The 18,062-nt window shown below is 59.4% G+C and carries 16 protein-coding genes, 2 tRNA genes and 2 pseudogenes; 12 read left to right on the forward strand and 8 right to left on the reverse strand.

Annotated features, from left to right (window positions below):
* Window positions 1-25: 25 nt before the first annotated feature.
* A complete protein-coding gene (gene yajC / locus QE453_RS16465) occupies window positions 26-373 on the reverse strand; it encodes a preprotein translocase subunit YajC (protein ID WP_004441911.1) in 348 nt (115 codons plus the stop codon).
* 207 nt (window positions 374-580) lie between these two features.
* Between yajC and QE453_RS16470 the strand changes: the two genes are divergently transcribed.
* Together QE453_RS16470 and fdhA are read left to right on the forward strand one after the other, a co-directional pair.
* Window positions 581-1,453 (forward strand): ATP-binding protein, encoded by an 873-nt coding sequence (locus tag QE453_RS16470; protein WP_045534977.1) that lies wholly within the window; start codon window positions 581-583, stop codon window positions 1,451-1,453.
* A 160-nt stretch (window positions 1,454-1,613) separates the two neighbouring features.
* Window positions 1,614-2,805, forward strand: a pseudogene (gene fdhA, locus QE453_RS16475) (formaldehyde dehydrogenase, glutathione-independent).
* An 86-nt stretch (window positions 2,806-2,891) separates the two neighbouring features.
* On the opposite strand, the gene QE453_RS16480 reads toward fdhA, so the two are convergent.
* On the reverse strand, window positions 2,892-3,548 hold the full coding sequence (locus tag QE453_RS16480; protein WP_278066772.1) for a TetR/AcrR family transcriptional regulator: 657 nt from the start codon (window positions 3,546-3,548) through the stop codon (window positions 2,892-2,894).
* Window positions 3,549-3,659: 111 nt separating this feature from the next.
* Between QE453_RS16480 and QE453_RS16485 the strand changes: the two genes are divergently transcribed.
* Entirely contained in the window at window positions 3,660-5,048 is a 1,389-nt protein-coding gene (locus QE453_RS16485; protein ID WP_309777487.1) for a cytochrome P450, read from the forward strand.
* Between the two features lie 50 nt (window positions 5,049-5,098).
* Here the strand turns inward: QE453_RS16485 and QE453_RS16490 are convergent, their stop codons facing one another.
* Both QE453_RS16490 and cysE read right to left on the reverse strand, forming a co-directional pair.
* Entirely contained in the window at window positions 5,099-5,302 is a 204-nt protein-coding gene (locus QE453_RS16490) for a DUF3126 family protein (RefSeq protein ID WP_003524869.1), read from the reverse strand.
* A 141-nt stretch (window positions 5,303-5,443) separates the two neighbouring features.
* Window positions 5,444-6,268 carry a serine O-acetyltransferase gene (gene cysE, locus QE453_RS16495; RefSeq protein ID WP_004441918.1) on the reverse strand — a complete coding sequence of 275 codons (825 nt, stop codon included), beginning with the start codon at window positions 6,266-6,268 and terminating at the stop codon, window positions 5,444-5,446.
* A 69-nt stretch (window positions 6,269-6,337) separates the two neighbouring features.
* On the opposite strand from cysE, the gene QE453_RS16500 reads away from it, so the two are divergent.
* Window positions 6,338-6,484, forward strand: coding sequence for a hypothetical protein (locus QE453_RS16500; RefSeq protein ID WP_004441921.1), 147 nt, complete (start codon window positions 6,338-6,340; stop codon window positions 6,482-6,484).
* Here QE453_RS16500 and QE453_RS16505 read toward each other — a convergent pair.
* Window positions 6,469-7,245, reverse strand: coding sequence for an alpha/beta fold hydrolase (locus tag QE453_RS16505; RefSeq protein ID WP_004441923.1), 777 nt, complete (start codon window positions 7,243-7,245; stop codon window positions 6,469-6,471). The two genes, QE453_RS16500 and QE453_RS16505, sit on opposite strands and share 16 nt — an antisense overlap.
* Window positions 7,246-7,415: 170 nt before the next feature.
* Between QE453_RS16505 and QE453_RS16510 the strand changes: the two genes are divergently transcribed.
* Entirely contained in the window at window positions 7,416-7,661 is a 246-nt protein-coding gene (locus QE453_RS16510; RefSeq protein WP_004441925.1) for a zinc-finger domain-containing protein, read from the forward strand.
* A gap of 28 nt (window positions 7,662-7,689) precedes the next feature.
* Entirely contained in the window at window positions 7,690-8,871 is a 1,182-nt protein-coding gene (locus QE453_RS16515) for an FAD-dependent monooxygenase (protein ID WP_309777489.1), read from the forward strand.
* Between the two features lie 2 nt (window positions 8,872-8,873).
* On the opposite strand, the gene QE453_RS16520 is transcribed toward QE453_RS16515, so the two are convergent.
* Window positions 8,874-10,061 carry a cystathionine beta-lyase gene (locus QE453_RS16520; protein WP_045534980.1) on the reverse strand — a complete coding sequence of 396 codons (1,188 nt, stop codon included), beginning with the start codon at window positions 10,059-10,061 and terminating at the stop codon, window positions 8,874-8,876.
* A gap of 376 nt (window positions 10,062-10,437) precedes the next feature.
* Between QE453_RS16520 and QE453_RS16525 the strand changes: the two genes are divergently transcribed.
* The 6 genes from QE453_RS16525 to QE453_RS16550 all read left to right on the forward strand — a co-directional run bounded on the left by QE453_RS16525 (window position 10,438) and on the right by QE453_RS16550 (window position 15,648).
* A complete protein-coding gene (locus QE453_RS16525) occupies window positions 10,438-11,460 on the forward strand; it encodes an amino acid ABC transporter substrate-binding protein (protein ID WP_004441929.1) in 1,023 nt (340 codons plus the stop codon).
* A gap of 106 nt (window positions 11,461-11,566) precedes the next feature.
* Window positions 11,567-12,763, forward strand: coding sequence for an amino acid ABC transporter permease (locus QE453_RS16530; protein ID WP_004441931.1), 1,197 nt, complete (start codon window positions 11,567-11,569; stop codon window positions 12,761-12,763).
* Between the two features lie 2 nt (window positions 12,764-12,765).
* A complete protein-coding gene (locus QE453_RS16535; RefSeq protein ID WP_004441933.1) occupies window positions 12,766-13,923 on the forward strand; it encodes an amino acid ABC transporter permease in 1,158 nt (385 codons plus the stop codon).
* A gap of 12 nt (window positions 13,924-13,935) precedes the next feature.
* A complete protein-coding gene (locus tag QE453_RS16540; protein ID WP_004441935.1) occupies window positions 13,936-14,709 on the forward strand; it encodes an amino acid ABC transporter ATP-binding protein in 774 nt (257 codons plus the stop codon).
* Window positions 14,710-15,051: 342 nt separating this feature from the next.
* Window positions 15,052-15,126, forward strand: a tRNA-Glu gene (locus QE453_RS16545).
* A 447-nt stretch (window positions 15,127-15,573) separates the two neighbouring features.
* Window positions 15,574-15,648: transfer RNA gene (locus QE453_RS16550), tRNA-Glu, on the forward strand.
* A 129-nt stretch (window positions 15,649-15,777) separates the two neighbouring features.
* On the opposite strand, the pseudogene recJ reads toward QE453_RS16550, so the two are convergent.
* Together recJ and QE453_RS16560 are read right to left on the reverse strand one after the other, a co-directional pair.
* A pseudogene (gene recJ / locus QE453_RS16555) lies at window positions 15,778-17,581 on the reverse strand (single-stranded-DNA-specific exonuclease RecJ).
* 104 nt (window positions 17,582-17,685) lie between these two features.
* A complete protein-coding gene (locus QE453_RS16560; RefSeq protein WP_309777490.1) occupies window positions 17,686-17,910 on the reverse strand; it encodes a hypothetical protein in 225 nt (74 codons plus the stop codon).
* Window positions 17,911-18,062: the final 152 nt, after the last annotated feature.

The raw sequence follows: 18,062 nt of genomic DNA on the forward strand, positions 1-18,062 counted from the left end.
TCGGGCATTCGGTTGTCCGGCAGGATCAGGAAGCGGCTTCCGTCTTGACCACTTCGCCCTTCACGCGCACTTCGGCAATGTAAGCACGGGCAGCGCGGATTTTCACGCCTTCGGCGATTTCGACTTCGAGTTCACTGTCATCGATGACCTTGGTCACCTTGCCGACGATGCCGCCGCCGAGAACGACCTGATCACCGCGGCGAATATTGGTCAGCGTTTCCTGGCGCTTCTTCATCTGTGCGCGCTGCGGACGGATAAGGAAAAAATACCAGACCACCATGAGCGGCGCAAACAGGAAAAGCATTTCAAGGCCGGAACCCAGCGCCGACGTGCCGCCCGCTGCATCCTGGGCAAAAGCTTGACTAATGAACATATAAAACTCCTCAACGATTACGGCACGACCTCGTATGCCGCCCCAGCTTTCAAGCCGCCGGAATATAGTGGGGAACGCCGGGATTGCAACAGATGCAGGGCCCTCGCCGTACCGATTCCGGACCTCTTAACCTTTATGGGCGCCAAACACCATGCTAGGCCGGGCGCAAAACAGACTTTTGAACATCAGACAAGCGGAAGAAACACCATGATTCGAGAAGAAACGGCCTCCCTGCTTCTTTCAGAACTGCGCCGGCTCACCGATGCCGTCGAACGGCTGGCGGGACCGGCGCCCGCCGTAAACGACTGGAATGCGGCAGATTGTTTTGTCTGGGCGCCGCTGAACTCTTTCCTGCAGCCTGTTGCCCGCCCCAACCGCATCGCGTTGAAACTCATCCGCGGCGTCGATCATGTCCGCGACATTCTCCACGAAAACACGCTGCGTTTCGCGGAAGGTTTCGCCGCCAACAACGTGCTGCTGTGGGGTGCGCGCGGCATGGGCAAGTCATCGCTGGTGAAGGCCGTTCACGAAGATGTGCGTGCTGCAAGCGGTGTTTCGCTCAAGCTGGTGGAAGTGCACCGCGAGGACATCCACACCCTGCCCGCCCTGCTCGACATCCTCAAGGCCTCCGGCCAGCGCGTCATCGTTTTCTGCGACGACCTCTCCTTCGACCATGACGACACCGCCTATAAATCGCTGAAGGCAGCGCTCGACGGCGGCATCGAGGGACGTCCTGACAATGTGCTGTTTTATGCGACCTCCAACCGTCGCCATCTTCTGCCGCGTCACATGATGGAAAACGAGCAGTCCACTGCCATCAACCCATCCGAAGCGGTTGAGGAAAAGGTGTCGCTCTCCGATCGCTTCGGCCTCTGGCTCGGTTTCCACAAATGCGGTCAGGAAGATTATCTGACGATGATCGACAGCTATGCCACGCATTTCGATCTGGGTCTCGACCGCGAGACACTGCATCACGAGGCGTTGGAATGGGCAACCACCCGCGGCGGCCGCTCAGGCCGTGTCGCCTGGCAATATATTCAGGACGCCGCCGGCCGCCTCAGGAAACCGCTCGACAGATAACACCACCGTGACATCGGGCGAAACGCGGTGTCGTTACGACCACACCGCGTGTCGTATTCCCGAACGCCACATCTCCCCTCTCATGGTTTGCTGCACCCATGAAGTCATCTGCCCGCGGAGGAGCGGACAGGTACGGTGTTCAACCATGGAGGAGATGGATATGAGCAGGAACAGAGGCGTCGTCTACATGCGGCCGGGTCAGGTCGAAGTCCGCGACATCGACGACCCGAAGCTTGAGGCGCCGGATGGCCGCCGCATCGAGCACGGTGTCATTCTCAAGGTGATTTCCACCAATATCTGCGGCTCCGACCAGCACATGGTGCGCGGCCGCACCACGGCGATGCCGGGCCTCGTTCTCGGTCATGAAATCACCGGCGAAGTCATCGAGAAGGGCATCGACGTTGAGATGCTGCAGGTTGGCGACATCGTCTCCGTGCCGTTCAACGTCGCCTGCGGCCGCTGCCGCTGCTGCAAGTCGCAGGATACCGGCGTGTGCCTCACGGTGAACCCGTCCCGCGCCGGCGGCGCTTATGGCTACGTCGACATGGGCGGCTGGATCGGTGGTCAGGCGAAATATGTCACCATCCCCTATGCCGATTTCAACCTGCTGAAATTCCCGGATCGTGACAAGGCGATGTCGAAGATCCGCGACCTCACCATGCTCTCCGACATTCTGCCAACCGGCTTCCACGGCGCAGTGAAGGCCGGTGTCGGCGTCGGCTCCACTGTTTATGTCGCCGGTGCCGGCCCGGTAGGCCTCGCGGCTGCCGCCTCCGCCCGCATTCTGGGGTGCTGCGGTCGTCATGATCGGCGATTTCAACAAGGATCGTCTTGCCCACGCTGCGAAAGTCGGCTTCGAACCCGTCGATCTCTCGAAGGGCGACCGGCTGGGCGACATGATCGCCGAGATTGTCGGCACCAACGAGGTGGACAGCGCGATCGACGCGGTCGGCTTTGAAGCGCGCGGCCACGCAGGCGGCGAACAGCCGGCGATCGTTCTCAACCAGATGATGGAAATCACCCGCGCCGCCGGCTCGATCGGCATTCCCGGCCTTTATGTCACCGAAGATCCGGGCGCGGTGGATGATGCTGCCAAACAGGGCAGCCTGTCACTGCGTTTCGGCCTCGGTTGGGCGAAGGCGCAATCCTTCCACACCGGCCAGACACCGGTGCTGAAATATAACCGCCAGCTCATGCAGGCGATCCTGCACGACCGCCTGCCGATTGCCGACATCGTCAACGCCAGGATCATTGCGCTCGACGATGCCGTACAGGGCTATGAGAGCTTCGATCAGGGCGCAGCCACCAAGTTCGTGCTCGATCCGCATGGCGACCTGCTCAAGGCGGCCTGACGCCTGCACCGGAAAACCGGTGTAATGAAACCGCCCGCTATAAACGGGCGGTTTTCCATTGGCGCAAATGTCCCCTGTCGGAGACACTATTTCTCGCCTTCTCCCAGTGACTCCAGCTCGGCCATTGCCTCGGAAGAAAGATAAGGCCTGAACAGACTGGATACCTGCCGCAGCCCCCACTCCAGTTGCTGCGACCCGAATTCGCTGACACCTTCCTGCAGATTAAGATAGGACGCCCAATAGGTCGAGACGATCCACAAATTCGTCAAAACCGCCTCGCGCTCCGCTTCGGGAATGTCCACCAGCTCCGCATTCTGCATCCGCGTGACGATGTGGCCGACCGCCAGACGCATGGCGGCGCTTATGGTTCGGACGGGCTCCACCAGCCCCGGTGCCAACGCCACCAGACCGACAAGATCGCGAAAAAGGAAGCGGTAGTTCCAGACGAGAGAGAACCACTGCCGCAAAAAGCCGGCATAAGTCGCCGCAGCCGCCTCGTCCGCTCCGTCAACAGTCGCGACGAGCGCCAGCGCATCGTTTTCGAAGCGGGCGAACAGGGCAAGGACCAGCGATTCCTTGGTGCGGAAATGATAATAGAGATTGCCCTCGTTTATTTTCACATCGCCGGCGATTTCGGCCGTTGTCACACGGTCCGGGCCACGTTCGTTGAAGAGACCGAGCGTAACATCTAGAATTTTTTCACGTGTCAGGGATCGCCCCGGCCGTTTCGCGCCGTTCATCATAGAAATTTCACCCCACCATTGAAAATTAAGGCGTACACCTTAAATTACCGGTATAAGGTAAACACCTTAACAGCATGTTGCCATTGTTCAACGCGCATAAAGGACCCGCAGATGACCGACACCGGCCTTCGCACCCCCTCACCCGAGGCGATCGGGACACAAACCGTATCGAAACTCGCCACCGCGCGTCTCGCTCTCTCCATTATTCGCAATCCGTTGAAGGCGTTGCCGCCGGAAATCTTTCATGAACCTGCGGTTTTCACTCGCCTTGGCGATACGATGCGCGTGCATCTCGCCGACCCGGTTTTGATCCACGAGGCTCTGGTCAAGAACGCCCATCTGCTTGGCAAGGGTGAAGATGTGAGGCGCGTCCTCGGCCCGGCCCTCGGTCAGGGACTTCTGACCGCGGACGGGGACCATTGGAAATGGCAACGGCAATCCGTCGCGGGCGCTTTCCGCCACGAAAAGCTGTTGGATCTGCTTCCGGTCATGATCGAGACGGCACGACGCACGGAAGCGCGCTGGCGCTCTCCTTCCATTGGTGACATCGACGTGGGCCACGAAATGATGCGAACCACGTTCGACATCATCGTCGAAACGATGATGTCCGGTGGATACGGAATTGATGTTGCGCGGGTCGAACAGAGCATCACCGATAACCAACAGGCTGGACCTTCGCGCTCACCATGCTGGGGGGCGCCGGAATGGCTACCTCATCCTGGCCGGCGCAAGGCCCGGATCGCCGTCGGTTATCTGCGCGAAAGCCTTGCGAAGGTGATTGCCGGACGGCGGAAAAATCCATCCGAAAGGAACGACCTCGTCTCGATGCTGCTGGAGGCCAGGGATCCTGAAACCGGACGCATGATGACCGACACGGAAATCGTCGACAATCTCCTGACATTCATCACCGCCGGCCACGAAACGACGGCGCTCGGTCTCGCATGGACGTTTCACCTTCTGTCGAAGAACCGGGAGACGGAGAGAAAAATCCTCGAGGAAATCGACACCGTCACCGCCGGTGAACCGGTCGCGGCGGAACATATCGCCGGCCTGACCTACACCCGACAGGTGTTCTCGGAAGCGATGCGGCTTTACCCGCCAGCTCCGGTCATTACACGCACGGCGCTTGAAGACTTCAGGCTCGGCGGGCATGATATTCCGGCGGGCACCGTTCTTTACGTGCCCATCTATGCCGTGCACCGCCACTCCGCCTTGTGGGACGAGCCCGAGCGCTTCGATCCGTCGCGCTTCGAACCGGAAAAGGCGAAGGCGCGCCACCGCTATGCCTATATGCCATTCGGGGCGGGACCCCGCATCTGCATCGGCAATGCTTTTGCGATGATGGAAGCCGTCGCGATCCTGGCCGTTCTTCTGCAAGGCCTTCACCTGGAAAACAGGTCAACGGCAACTGCGGCACCGCTGATGCGGGTAACATTGCGGCCGGAAAGTCGCCTGACGATGCGGATCGTACAACGGAAAAACAGATCGCCCGCGGCGTGAACCACCGCGGGCGATGAATGGAGGCCCCCTGGGTCACCGAACGGTGACGATCACAGGTCGACGTCGAGGATCGCCATCGAGAAATTGTAGGAACGGTCGCCGTCTTCGTCATCGATGTAAACGACGCCGAGAAACTCTTCGCCAAGATACACTTCGGCGGAATCGTCCTTGCGCGGACGCGCCTTGACCACCATCGTCGGGTTGAAGGTACGCTTGAAGTAGGCGTCGAGTTTTTTGATTTCGTCGGCTTTCACCACTATTCTCCTGTGCGGTTCGCGTTGGCCCGCTTTTGGCATGGGACAAAGGCCAAAGTAAAGTGAAAGCGGCAGGTCATCCGTGTCTTCCACACGGACGACGGCAAAAAACCCGGCCACCTGTCAACGCGACAGTGCCGCTCAGATATCGGCTCCGATGAGCTGGTCCATCAGGCGCGAGGGTTCAGAACACCCTGCTTCTCCCACCACCCGCGCCGGCACTCCGGCAACCGTGGTCTTCGGCGGAACCGGCTTCAGCACCACAGATCCTGCGGCGATGCGCGAGCAACTGCCGATTTCGATATTGCCGAGGATTTTCGCCCCCGCGCCGATCATCACACCGTTGGCGATCTTCGGGTGACGGTCCGCCCCTTCCTTGCCGGTGCCGCCGAGAGTGACGCCATGCAGGATGGAGACGTTATCGCCGATGACTGCCGTCTCGCCGACCACCAGCCCGGTGGCGTGGTCGAGGAAGATGCCCTTGCCGATGCGTGCTGCGGGGTTGATATCGGTCTGGAAAATGCTCGAAGACCGGCTCTGCAGATAAAGTGCGAAATCCTTGCGGCCTTTCTGCAGCAGCCAGTGGGCAAGCCTATGGGTCTGGATGGCCTGGAAACCCTTGAAATAAAGCAGCGGTTCCATGAAGCGCGTGCAGGCCGGATCGCGATCGTAAACGGCCTGGATGTCGACGCGGAGAACGCTTCCCCATTCCGGCCAGTCATCCAGCATATCCTGGAAGGTCTGACGCAACAGCACGGCCTGTATGTCCGGATGGTCGAGAAGTTCGCAGATACGGTAGATCACACATTCTTCGAGAGACCGGTGGTTGAGGATCGTCGAATAAAGAAAGGCTGAAAGCAGTGGATCCTGTGCAGCGGCGCTGCGCGCTTCATGCAGCAGGCTGCCCCAGATCGGGTCGACGATCGCCAGCTGTTCAGGCTGACGGGCCTCGGTACGTGCGACCATGAACGGTCTCCTCGTTTGCAGTGGTCGTTCTTTATACAGAAAAAGACGTGCATTAGAAATGGGATTCGAATGACGACTTTAAAGGCGGCACGGCTTCAGTTTTTCTTCATGCAGCTTGAAAAACCGTTTCTTGCCGAACTGCGCTTTGCCGCGCTTCTGCGCGGAAAGCCTGCCCCGTTTTTCCTCGAAAATGCGTCAACTCAGAACGAACGGTAGAAATCCAGCACCGCCGCCTTGAACACGCGGTCGCCGACGGCCAGCATGTGGTCGCGGCCGGGAATGTCGATCGCCCGCGCGTGCGGCATGATGGCAGCGAGCTCTTCACCGGAGCCGGCAATATCGTCCTTCGTTCCGACCGCGATCAGCGTCGGCGCATCTATCTTTGCCGCCTGGTCGCGTGTGACGAGAACCCGCGATGTCTCGATGCAGGCGGCAAGCGCCAGGCGGTCGCTTTTCGTCTGATCGGCAAAGGCTCGGAACATGCGGCCGCGCTCATGGGTCACGACATCGAGCGAAGGCGCGAGAAGCGCCTCTGCGATCGGGTCCCAGTCGCCCACACCTTCGACCATGCCGATACCGAGCCCGCCGAAGACCAGAGAACGCACGCGCTCGGGATGCGCCATGGCCAGGAAGGCGGAAATGCGCGCACCCATGGAGTAACCCATCACATGCGTCTCTGCGATGCCGAGATGGTTGAGCAGCGCCACCGCATCTTCGGCCATGACGGACGGATAATAGGCCTCCGTATCATGCGGCTTGTCGCTTGCGCCATGGCCGCGATTATCGATGGCGATCACCCGGTAGCCGGCATCTCCCAGCGTCTTCAGCCAGCCAGGATGGACCCAGTTGACGTTGGCGCTGGATGCAAAGCCATGGATCAGCAAAACCGGGTCTCCCGCCGGATCGCCTTCGTCAAAATAAGCGAGGCGAAGGCCGTCATGGAAAAAATCGGAAAACTGCGGCGTGTTGAGATTCATCAAGGACATCCTTTTTGCCGGACCATATGGCAGGAATTAGCAATGTTGAACATGTTTTGCTGACGATTTTTATGGAGATGCAATGCGTTTGAGGCTACATATCCGCAATGACGAGCCGGCATGCGAAGACGGATTGCGGCTCTACAACGATATTGCATTTGGAGACGAACATGGCCGGGCATACCATTCCCCACTTCCAGAACGATGGCGGACACCGCATGATCGAGATCGGCGTCAAGGAATTCATGTGCACCGGCGCTTCCGTTCCTTACGATCATCCGCATATCTTCATCGATATGGGCGACGACAATGAGAAGGTCTGTTCCTATTGCTCCACCCTTTATCGCTATAACCCGTCGCTGAAGGCCGAGCAGACCAATCCTCCGGGCTGCGTTTTCCACGTGAAGGCTGCCTGACCTCCACTTTTCCTGATCGGGGCGCATCATGCCCATAAAATCCGTAGCCATTATCGGTGCCGGCATTGCCGGTCTCACCGCTGCCCTTTCTTTTGCCCGGCACGGTATAGACTGCGACATCATCGAACAGGCCGGCGAACTGACGGAAGTGGGCGCCGGCCTGCAGATTTCGCCCAATGCCGCCCGCATTCTCGCCACGCTTGGCGTGCTGCCTGCCATCGAGGCGCGCTGGACCGAGCCCGTCAGTGTCGAACTCGCCTCCGGAAAATCGCTCGCAACGCTGCTCTCTCTGCCTGTGGGCGCGGTGGCGCGTACACGCTGGGGCGCACCCTATGGCGTGCTGCACCGCTCCACCCTGCAAAGCGCACTTCTCCAGACGGTGACAGATAATCCGCTATGCCGGTTGCATCTCGGCAAACGCATCGAAAACGCGACGGCCGATGTGATTGCCGCAACCACATTCCGCGACCATGATCTGATTGTCGGCGCGGACGGTGTCTGGTCGGCGGCCCGCTTTGCCGTTCCTGCCGCTCCCACCGCCACCTTCTCCGGCAATATCGCCTGGCGCTTCACCGTTGCCGCCAATGCCGTGCCGTCGGCCATCAACAAAAGCGCCGTCACGGCCTATCTCGGCTCGGGTGGCCATATCGTCGCCTATCCGCTGAAAGAAGTCGGCGGTTTCAACATCGTCGCCATCGCGCTGGGCGCCGATCCCGGCGCGACGTGGCGGGCGGAATCGAGCGGGCGGCAGAAAGCCCTGCTTCTTGAACAGTTTCGCGGCTTCAGCCCTGACATCGTCCGGTTGCTCGATTCGTCCGAAAACCCGACCTTTTGGCCGCTTTATCAGGCCGGCCCCGGCCGCTGGCACAATGGCCGGGACACGGTGCTGATCGGCGACGCAGCGCATGCCATGATGCCGTTCGCCGCCCAGGGGGCAGCCATGGCGATCGAGGATGCGTTTGAACTCGCGGGAACCATGGTGGGCAGCGATGCTGCAGCCACCCTTCCCGCGCCGCAGGCTCTTGCCGCCTTCGAGACCCTGCGCCTGCCGCGCATAGAAAAGGCCCGCAAGCGGGCCTCTCTCAATCGTTTTGCCTATCACGCCACAGGCCCGGTGCGTATCGCGCGGGACTTCGTGTTTTCCACGCGTCCCACCGACGCCTTCCTGAAGGACTTCGACTGGCTCTACGGCTATCGCGCCAAGGGCTGAGATCAAACCGCGGCCGCGGCTGCAAAGCCGGCCTCGAGGTCCTTCTTGAGATCGGCGACATCCTCAAGCCCGATCTGCAGGCGGATGACCGGTCCCTCCGAGGGACCCTTGGCGATGGTCCTGTCGACAAGCGAGACCGAAACGGCAAGCGATTCGTAGCCGCCCCAGGAGTAACCGAGCCCGAAAAAGGTCAGCGCATTCAGGAACGCGGCCGCCGTCTGCTTGTATCTGCCTTCTTCCGCCTTCAGTACGAAGGAGAAGACGCCGCTTGCTCCCTTGAAATCGCGCTTCCAGAGATCATGCCCTGCAAAGCTCGGCAGCGCCGGATGCAGCACGCGCACGACGTCGTCCCGGCTCTCCAGCCATGTGGCGATGTCGAGCGCGCTTTTCTGATGGTGCGCCAGCCTGATTCCCATCGTGCGCATGCCGCGCAGGATCTGATAGGCATCGTCGGAAGTGACGCAGATCCCGAGATTGGTATTGGCCTGATAAAGCGCCTTCCAGTGCTTTTCATTGGCCGAGACGAAGCCCATCAGCACATCCGAATGGCCCGAGGGATATTTGGTGGCAGCGTGGATGGAAACATCGACGCCAAAATCCAAAGGTTTGAAATAAAGCGGCGTCGCCCAGGTATTGTCCATCGTAACAACGCAATCATGCCGATGAGCGATATCGGTGATCAGCCTGACATCCTGAATTTCGAAGGTGTTGGAACCCGGCGCTTCCAGATGCACCAGCTTCGTGTTCGGCCGGATGAGAGCCTCTATGCCCTCCCCGATGGCCGGATCGTAATATTCCACTTCGACACCCAGCTTCTTCAGCATCATATTGCAGAAGCGACGTGTCGGAAAATAAACGGAATCGACGATCAGCGCATGGTCGCCAGCGCCGAGATAGGCAAGGAACGGGACCGTGATGGCCGCAAGGCCCGAAGGCACGAGTATGGTTCCGGCAGACCCTTCCAGCTCATTGACGAGATTGCAGAGCGCATCGGTCGTCGGCGTGCCGTGGGTGCCATAGGTATATTTCTGGTTTTCGGTCGAAAGCGTCTCCGCGTCGGGAAAAAGCACCGTCGAGCCGCGCACGATTGGCGGATTGACGAAACCGAAACAGTCCGCGGGATCATTGCCGCCATGGGTGAGGCGCGTATTCACACCTGCGGCGGAAAGCAGGTCATTTGTCTTGGTCATTTCAGATCAGCTTTCGAAGGAACATTGACGCGTGCGACAATGCTGAGAGCGAACCGCAAGGTCAAGTCCCGCCGGGACGCAACAACCGACGGGATTGATCCATCGCCAGCCAGAATACAACAAGTATACAAATACTGTGCAAGTGCAAATTTCCGCAAAAATATGCTTATATTTTCACCCTTTGCACACTTCACGACCAAACTTTGGAAAATTCCGTTTTATAGGCACAATTATTGCCCGCACGTCTTGACCCCGCTGCCAATTGCGATTGTGATAGAAAAAGCGGATCGAAAAGATCTCGCTGAAGGGGGAGCTGGGGCAGAACAAACATGCCGGTCCTCTTCCAAGTGATGATAACAAACAAAGGTTGGGAAAAATGAAAAAGGCAATTCTGTCGGCCGCCATCGGCGCAGCAGTTTTGGGAGGAGCCTCGGTCGCTTCGGCTGCGACGCTTCAGGATGTGAAGGGCAAGGGTTTCGTCACCTGCGGCGTCAGCGCCGGCATTCCGGGATTCTCCAATCCCGATGACAAGGGCGAGTGGTCCGGTATCGACGTGGACTATTGCCGTGGTATTGCCACAGCGGTTTTCGGCGATCCTTCGAAGGCCAAGTTCGTCGCACTTTCGAGCAAGGACCGATTCCCGGCTCTCCAGTCCGGTGAAGTCGACGTTCTGACCCGTAACACCACCTGGACGATCAGCCGCGACACGTCGCTGGGCTTCAACTTCCGTACCGTCAACTACTACGACGGCCAGGGCTTCATCGCCAAGAAGAGCCTCAACGTGAAGTCCGCTCTCGAGCTTTCCGGCGCCGCCGTCTGCGTACAGACCGGCACGACCACGGAGCTCAACCTCGCCGACTACTTCAAGACCAACAATCTGCAGTACAACCCGGTGGTTTTCGAAAAGGAAGCCGACGCGACCTCTGCCTATGATGCCGGCCGTTGCGACGTCTACACCACTGACCAGTCGGGCCTTTACGCGATCCGCCTGAAGCTGAAGAACCCGGAAGAAAACATCGTTCTGCCTGAAGTCATCTCCAAGGAGCCGCTTGGTCCGGCCGTTCGCCAGGGTGACGACCAGTGGTTCGACATCGTCAGCTGGGTTCACTACGCCATGGTCAATGCCGAAGAACTTGGCATCACCTCCAAGAACGTCGACGAGCAGAAGAACAGCGCAAATCCGGACGTGAAGCGCCTGCTCGGCACGGAAGAAGGCACCAAGATCGGTACCGATCTCGGCGTGACCAATGACTGGGCCTACAACATCATCAAGCTGGTGGGCAACTACGGCGAAGTCTTCGACCGCAACGTCGGCGCCGGCTCGCCGCTGAAGATCGAGCGCGGCCAGAACGCGCTCTGGACCAAGGGCGGCCTGCAATACGCACCGCCGGTCCGTTGATCGGCCCCATCATCGGCTAGATCATAAGGAGGCTGGGCAACACCCGGCCTCCGCTTCAAATTATATAAATAAGCTCGCAAAGAGCATATAAAAGGGAAAGGTGCCTATGGCAGGCAACGCGGTCAGTTCGCAACGATCGCGCGCGCAAAGCGCGTCGTCACTTATCTACGATCCACGCATACGCGGCATTTTTTACCAGGTCCTGACGGTCGTCATCCTGGCCGCCTTCGTCTGGGTCATCGTGACGAATACGATCACCAATCTTCAACGTTCAAACATTTCATCCGGCTTCGGGTTCCTCAACGGACGCGCCGGCTTCGACATCGGCCAGTCGCTGATCGCTTATACCAGCGACGCGACCTATGGCCGGGCGCTGCTCGTCGGCATTCTCAACACGATCCAGGTTGCGTTTTTTGGCATCATCGCCGCCTCGATCATCGGCTTCATCGTCGGTATCGCCCGGTTGTCCAACAACTGGCTGATCTCGAAGCTCGCGCAGGCCTATGTGGAAATCTTCCGCAACATTCCGCCGCTGCTCGTGATCTTCTTCTGGTACAAGGGCGTTATCTCGGTCCTGCCGCAGGCACGCGAATCGCTCGAGCTGCCGCTCGGCACCTACCTTAACAATCGTGGCTTCTTCTTTCCGAAACCGCTCTGGGGTGACGGAATCTGGCTCGTGCCGCTGGCCTTTCTTGTCGCCGTCGTCGTCAGCGTGCTTGTTTACCGCTGGGCGAAAGCCAGACAGGAAAAAACCGGACAGCAATTCCGCACCGGAATAACGATAACGCTGCTCGTCATCGGATTGCCGCTCGCCACGTTCCTCGCAATCGGCGCGCCGCTGACATTCGATTACCCCATCGCCGGACGCTTCAACCTTTCGGGCGGCGCCGTCGTCGCGCCTGAATTCATGTCGCTGTTCCTGGCGCTGTCCTTCTACACTGCCTCCTTCATCGCCGAGATCGTTCGCGGCGGCATCAAGGCCGTGGCGAAGGGGCAGACGGAAGCTGCCGACGCGCTTGGGCTTCGCTCCAGCACCACGACACGTCTCATCGTCGTGCCGCAGGCCATGCGCATCATCATTCCGCCGCTGACAAGTCAGTTCCTCAACCTCACCAAGAACTCGTCGCTTGCGGTCGCCGTCGGCTTTGCCGACATCGTCTCCGTTGGCGGTACGATCCTGAACCAGACGGGTCAGGCGGTTGAAGTCGTTGCCATCTGGCTGGTCATCTATCTCTCGCTGTCCCTGCTCACGGCCGTCGTCATGAACTGGTTCAACGCGAAAATGGCTCTGGTGGAGAGATGACGATGACGATCAGCAACCACGCCTTCGTGCGCCAGACCATTGAGGAAGCCCGCCCCGCGCCATCGAGCGCGGTGGGCGTAACCCACTGGCTGCGCACCAAGCTCTTCGCCACGCCCAAGGATACGGTGCTCACCGTCCTTGCTATTGCCCTCCTCGTCTATATCGTGCCGCCGATCATCGAGTGGCTGTTTATCGACGCGGTTTGGACCGGCAGCGACCGTATTGCGTGTCTCACCGCTTCACAGGGCGGCGCGCTTCCGGACGGACAGTCCGGCGCCTGCTGGGCCTTTGTCTCGGCCAAGCTCGGACAATTCGTCTTCGGCCGTTACCCCATTGACGAGCGCTGGCGTCCCATCCTCGTGATGGTGACGTTCGCGATCCTGTTGGTCCCGATGCTCATACCGAAGGCGCCGTTCAAGCGTCTCAATGCACTGGCGCTCTTCATCATCCTGCCCTTCATTGCGTTCTTCCTGCTCATCGGCGGCGTCTTCGGCCTGCCAAAGGTGGAAACGCAGCTCTGGGGCGGCCTGATGGTCACGCTCATCCTGTCCTTCTTCGGGATAACGGTGTCGCTGCCCTTCGGCATTCTTCTGGCGCTCGGCAGACGCTCGAACCTGCCGGTCATCAAGATGCTCTGCGTTCTCTTCATCGAGGTCATCAGAGGCATCCCGCTGATCACCGTCCTGTTCTTCGCCAGCATCATGCTGCCGCTGTTCCTGCCCGACGGCTGGACTTTCGACAAGTTCCTGCGTGCGCTGGTCGGCGTGTCGCTGTTCTCCTCCGCCTATATGGCGGAAGTGATCCGCGGCGGCCTGCAGGCCATTCCGAAGGGACAATATGAAGGTGCGGACTCGCTCGGCCTGAATTACTGGCAGAAGACGAGGCTGATCGTGCTGCCGCAGGCGCTGAAGCTCGTCATTCCGGGCATCGTCAACACCTTCATCGGGCTTTTCAAGGACACGTCGCTGGTCTCGATCATCGGCATGTTCGACCTGCTCGGTATTGTCACACTCAACCAATCGGATGCGAACTGGGCCACGCCCGTCACCGCCATGACTGGCTATATTTTCGCAGGCTTCGTATTCTGGATATTCTGCTTCGGCATGTCGCGATATTCGCTGTTCATGGAACGGCACCTCGACACCGGGCATAAACGATAAGGGACGCTCAAAATGGCAGAAACCCAGGCAAAAAAACTGACCGTCTCGGCGACGGACGTCGCAATCGAAATCACCGGCATGAACAAATGGTACGGCGATTTCCATGTGCTGCGTGATATCAACCTGAAGGTCATGAAGGGCGAGCGAATTGTCATCGCCGGTCCTTCCGGGTCGGGCAAATCGACCATGATCCGCTGCATCAACCGTCTGGAAGAGCACCAGTCGGGCAGCATCGTCGTTGATGGCATCGAGCTTACCAACGACCTCAAGAAGATCGACGAGGTGCGCCGCGAAGTTGGCATGGTGTTCCAGCACTTCAACCTCTTCCCGCATCTGACGATCCTCGAAAACTGCACGCTGGCGCCGATCTGGGTTCGCAAGATGCCCAAGAAGGAAGCCGAAGAAGTGGCGATGCACTATCTGAAGCGCGTGAAGATTCCCGAGCAGGCGCATAAATATCCGGGCCAGCTCTCCGGCGGTCAGCAGCAGCGTGTGGCGATTGCCCGCTCGCTCTGCATGAAGCCGAAGATCATGCTCTTCGATGAGCCGACCTCGGCGCTCGACCCGGAAATGGTCAAGGAAGTGCTTGATACCATGGTCAGCCTCGCAGAAGACGGCATGACCATGCTGTGCGTGACCCACGAAATGGGCTTTGCGCGTCAGGTCGCAAACCGCGTTATCTTCATGGACCAGGGCCAGATCGTCGAACAGAACTCGCCCGCCGAATTCTTCGACAATCCGCAGCACGAGCGTACCCGCCTGTTCCTCAGCCAGATACTGCACTGAGACCAAGCATCATCGGACGGGGCCTTTGGGCCCCGTTTCTTTATGACGACAACCCAGCTCCAGATCTGGCGTGATCGTTGAGCTTCTCATGACGCTGCGCTTCTCACGTCCCGGAGCCACTTGAGTGAATCACTGCCCACCAACGCGTTCCCCCACATCATTCTCTTCCGTTAGAAGCGCAAAACCGCGGGACCAAGCACGCTTTAACCTTTTGTTACGAAACAAGAATCCTTGTTTTTCAGGGCTTCTGGCCACCCGTGTCATTTTTTTGTCAAATCATGCGTTTTTCCGCTTGCGGAGCAACCGGAGCCTGACTATAAGGGCGCCACACCACAAGCGCACGCGCCCTTCGTCTATCGGTTAGGACGTCAGATTTTCATTCTGAAAAGAGGGGTTCGACTCCCCTAGGGCGTGCCACTTGCTTCCCTGGTTACCTCCCACACGACGAAATCATTCGATAAAATCGCAATAATTCCAGCATCTCATCATTGCTGCGGAACCGATTTGCCGTCGGCACGTTAGATGCCTGTCCCCCCGATGGAAGGCAAGCCGGACGAAATGCCGCCGCGCAATTCACCCGGCTTGCCTTTCCCCTCTCCCAGATCATCAGGAAGTCCCGAGCTTCGGCAGAGCGTTGCCAACTCAACATCCAAGATGCTGGGCTTTGCCCACTTGCACCGCATCGTCGCGTCTCGTGCCGCGCGAGATTGGAGCGGTAATTCAAGGATTTGGGCCGGTCCGACCGAGTTTTCCACAGCCCGTTCCGCCCTGCCAAAAAAACTCGCCGCAAAGCGAAAAAAATCAGTTTTTCCGCTTGCGGAGCAACGGGAGCCTGACTATAAGGGCGCCACACCACAAGCGCACGCGCCCTTCGTCTATCGGTTAGGACGTCAGATTTTCATTCTGAAAAGAGGGGTTCGACTCCCCTAGGGCGTGCCACTTGCTTCTTCCTTAAAATCAGCAGCATAAACGAAACTCTTCACGCATCGCGTAAAGATATTCTGTTGTAGTGCATAGGTCAGCGACAACCGTTGACCGGTGACAGTCGAGATAGATTGGTGGCCCCTCTCAGGGCGCGAAAGCGGCGTCCAGAACACGCAGTTGAACCCGCCTTTGCCCCTGCCAGAGATCGGCGCCCACAGTACCCGCGACGTGAATATTCCGTCCGCGGGCATTCATGAGCATCTGTCCCAGGGGCGCCTCGGCGGCGCGGAACGCGATTCCGTCCAGCCGTGAGCCATCCATGGCCTCCAGCGTGATCTTGACGTGGGATGTGCCCACCAGCCGCACATCACGCAGGCGATGCGCCGGAACGGCAAAGATCGGCTGAGAATGACCGGAACCATAGGGACCGGCCTGTTCCAGCTGGTCGACAAGCTGCAACGTAGCCCCCGAAGCGCCGATGGCGCCATCAATCTTCAATACGCTGCTCTCTACCAGCTCGTTTACGGTCTTTGCGGCGGCTTCCTCAAAAAAAGTCCTGAGCTTGCCGAGATTGGCGCGCTCAACCGTCAGGCCTGCCGCCATGGCGTGGACCGCCGCCCTTGACCAGCAGGCCGGCCTCCACGGCAGCGCGCACCATCCGCCCCATGTCGAAGCCGGCGATCGAACGGCCGGAGCCGGTGCCCTTGCCGGAGGGATCGAAGGCAATGGCAAAAGCCGGGCGGCGGAAGCGATCCTTCAGGCGCGAGGCCAACAAGCCGACAATGCCGGGATGCCAGTTTTCACGCGCGGTGACGATAACACCGGCACCCGAGCCGTCGCCATATTCGAACAGGGCCTCCGCTTCGGCCTCCGCCAGCATCGCCGCTTCCATCGCCTGTCGCTCGCGGTTCAGCTCGTCCAGCCGCTCGGCAATCACCTCGGCCTGCGAGGAATCATCGATCGTCAACAATCGGCTGCCGAGCGCAGCGTCGCCAATACGCCCCCCGGCGTTGATGCGGGGCCCGATCAGGAAACCGAAATGATAGGGTGTCACAGGTCCGCCCAGCCCCGCCTTCTTGAACAGCGCGGCAAGGCCGGCGTTTTTCATGTGGCGTGCGGCAATCAGGCCCTTCACCACATAGGCGCGGTTCAGCCCTTTCAGGGGAACCACATCGCAGACCGTCGCAAGCGCAACGATGTCGAGCAATGACAGCAGATCGAGCGTGAAGGCCTGGCGGTGCCGCCTGTCCTTGAGAACGCGAAGCGTGGCGACGAGCACGAGGAACACCACGCCAGCGGCACAGAGATGCCCCTGCCCCGACAGATCGTCCTCCCGGTTGGGATTGACCAGCGCCACCGCCGGTGGCAGTTCCGTACCCACCTGATGGTGGTCGATGACCACAACGTCCGTTCCTGCCTCTTTTGCCGCCTCGAGCGATTCATGGCTGGTGGATCCGCAGTCCACCGTCACGATCAGCGTCGCGCCATTGGCGGCCAGCTGCTGCATCGCCGCCGGGTTAGGCCCGTAACCCTCGAAAATTCTGTCGGGAATGTAGATCTCGGGCGTCAGCCCGAAATGTGCAAGAAACCGGTACATCAACGCGGAGGAAGCAGCGCCATCGACATCGTAATCACCGAAGATCGCCACCTTCTCACCCGCTTCAATGGCGCGCACAAGCCGCTCGGCGGCCTTCTCGCAATCGGTCAGCACATGCGGGTCGGGCATCAGGGAGCGAATGGTGGGATCAAGGAACGCCAGGGCATCATCCACCCCCACACCGCGCCCGGCGAGCACCCGGGCGATCAGTTCCGGAATACCGTGGACCTGTGACATGGCCAGCGCACGGTTCTGCCCGGCCTGATCCAGCCGAGACACCCACCGCTGTTCTGTTGCCGACCGCTCCACGCTTAAAAATGCGCGGGCCACGGTATCGGCCGGCTCCATCATTACCATCCATTCGTCCTGTCATTCGCGCCAACAGGCGCTCTAATGGTTAGAACGGGCTAAATGGCGATGCTGCGTTTTTCAAGCAAAAACGCGCCTTGACGAAATCACGTCGAGAAAACCGAGAAAAAAGGGCTGACAATCGAGACGGCCGCGACAAGCAGCAGCAGCGAAAATACCGCGAGCGAACACCAGTTACGCTCATATTCGGCCATATCGAATTCCATGCTGCGAATATTGTCATTGGCATTATGCGGCCGCGCCCTGTGATGGCTCGCCGGAGCGCCCTGGCGCTTGTTGTCCTTGAACAGGATGATCGATGTCACGGCCACGCCTCCCTCGCTTGGTGAACACGATTAACCATAAGGCCGAATCGCCCTGCTTTCCAGCGCTTCACGCACCGTCCCCTCAAATTTTGCGGCCGCCAGACCGCAGGAAGGCGCCGGTCCCCCAAGCAACAAAAAACCGCGTTTCCGGATGGAAA

The organism is Agrobacterium sp. SORGH_AS_0440 (assembly GCF_031453135.1).
Lineage (GTDB): Bacteria > Pseudomonadota > Alphaproteobacteria > Rhizobiales > Rhizobiaceae > Agrobacterium > Agrobacterium pusense.

Excerpts from the sequence above, each read along its gene's own strand:
- QE453_RS16535 (WP_004441933.1), top strand. The coding sequence starts at position 12,766 with ATGACGATCAGCAACCACGCCTTCGTGCGCCAGACCATTGAGGAAGCC.
- yajC (WP_004441911.1), bottom strand. The coding sequence starts at position 373 with ATGTTCATTAGTCAAGCTTTTGCCCAGGATGCAGCGGGCGGCACGTCG.
- QE453_RS16540 (WP_004441935.1), top strand. The coding sequence starts at position 13,936 with ATGGCAGAAACCCAGGCAAAAAAACTGACCGTCTCGGCGACGGACGTC.
- QE453_RS16500 (WP_004441921.1), top strand. The coding sequence starts at position 6,338 with ATGACGACTTTAAAGGCGGCACGGCTTCAGTTTTTCTTCATGCAGCTT.
- QE453_RS16520 (WP_045534980.1), bottom strand. The coding sequence starts at position 10,061 with ATGACCAAGACAAATGACCTGCTTTCCGCCGCAGGTGTGAATACGCGC.
- QE453_RS16470 (WP_045534977.1), top strand. The coding sequence starts at position 581 with ATGATTCGAGAAGAAACGGCCTCCCTGCTTCTTTCAGAACTGCGCCGG.
- QE453_RS16510 (WP_004441925.1), top strand. The coding sequence starts at position 7,416 with ATGGCCGGGCATACCATTCCCCACTTCCAGAACGATGGCGGACACCGC.
- QE453_RS16505 (WP_004441923.1), bottom strand. The coding sequence starts at position 7,245 with ATGAATCTCAACACGCCGCAGTTTTCCGATTTTTTCCATGACGGCCTT.
- QE453_RS16480 (WP_278066772.1), bottom strand. The coding sequence starts at position 3,548 with ATGATGAACGGCGCGAAACGGCCGGGGCGATCCCTGACACGTGAAAAA.
- QE453_RS16525 (WP_004441929.1), top strand. The coding sequence starts at position 10,438 with ATGAAAAAGGCAATTCTGTCGGCCGCCATCGGCGCAGCAGTTTTGGGA.
- QE453_RS16515 (WP_309777489.1), top strand. The coding sequence starts at position 7,690 with ATGCCCATAAAATCCGTAGCCATTATCGGTGCCGGCATTGCCGGTCTC.
- QE453_RS16530 (WP_004441931.1), top strand. The coding sequence starts at position 11,567 with ATGGCAGGCAACGCGGTCAGTTCGCAACGATCGCGCGCGCAAAGCGCG.
- QE453_RS16485 (WP_309777487.1), top strand. The coding sequence starts at position 3,660 with ATGACCGACACCGGCCTTCGCACCCCCTCACCCGAGGCGATCGGGACA.
- cysE (WP_004441918.1), bottom strand. The coding sequence starts at position 6,268 with ATGGTCGCACGTACCGAGGCCCGTCAGCCTGAACAGCTGGCGATCGTC.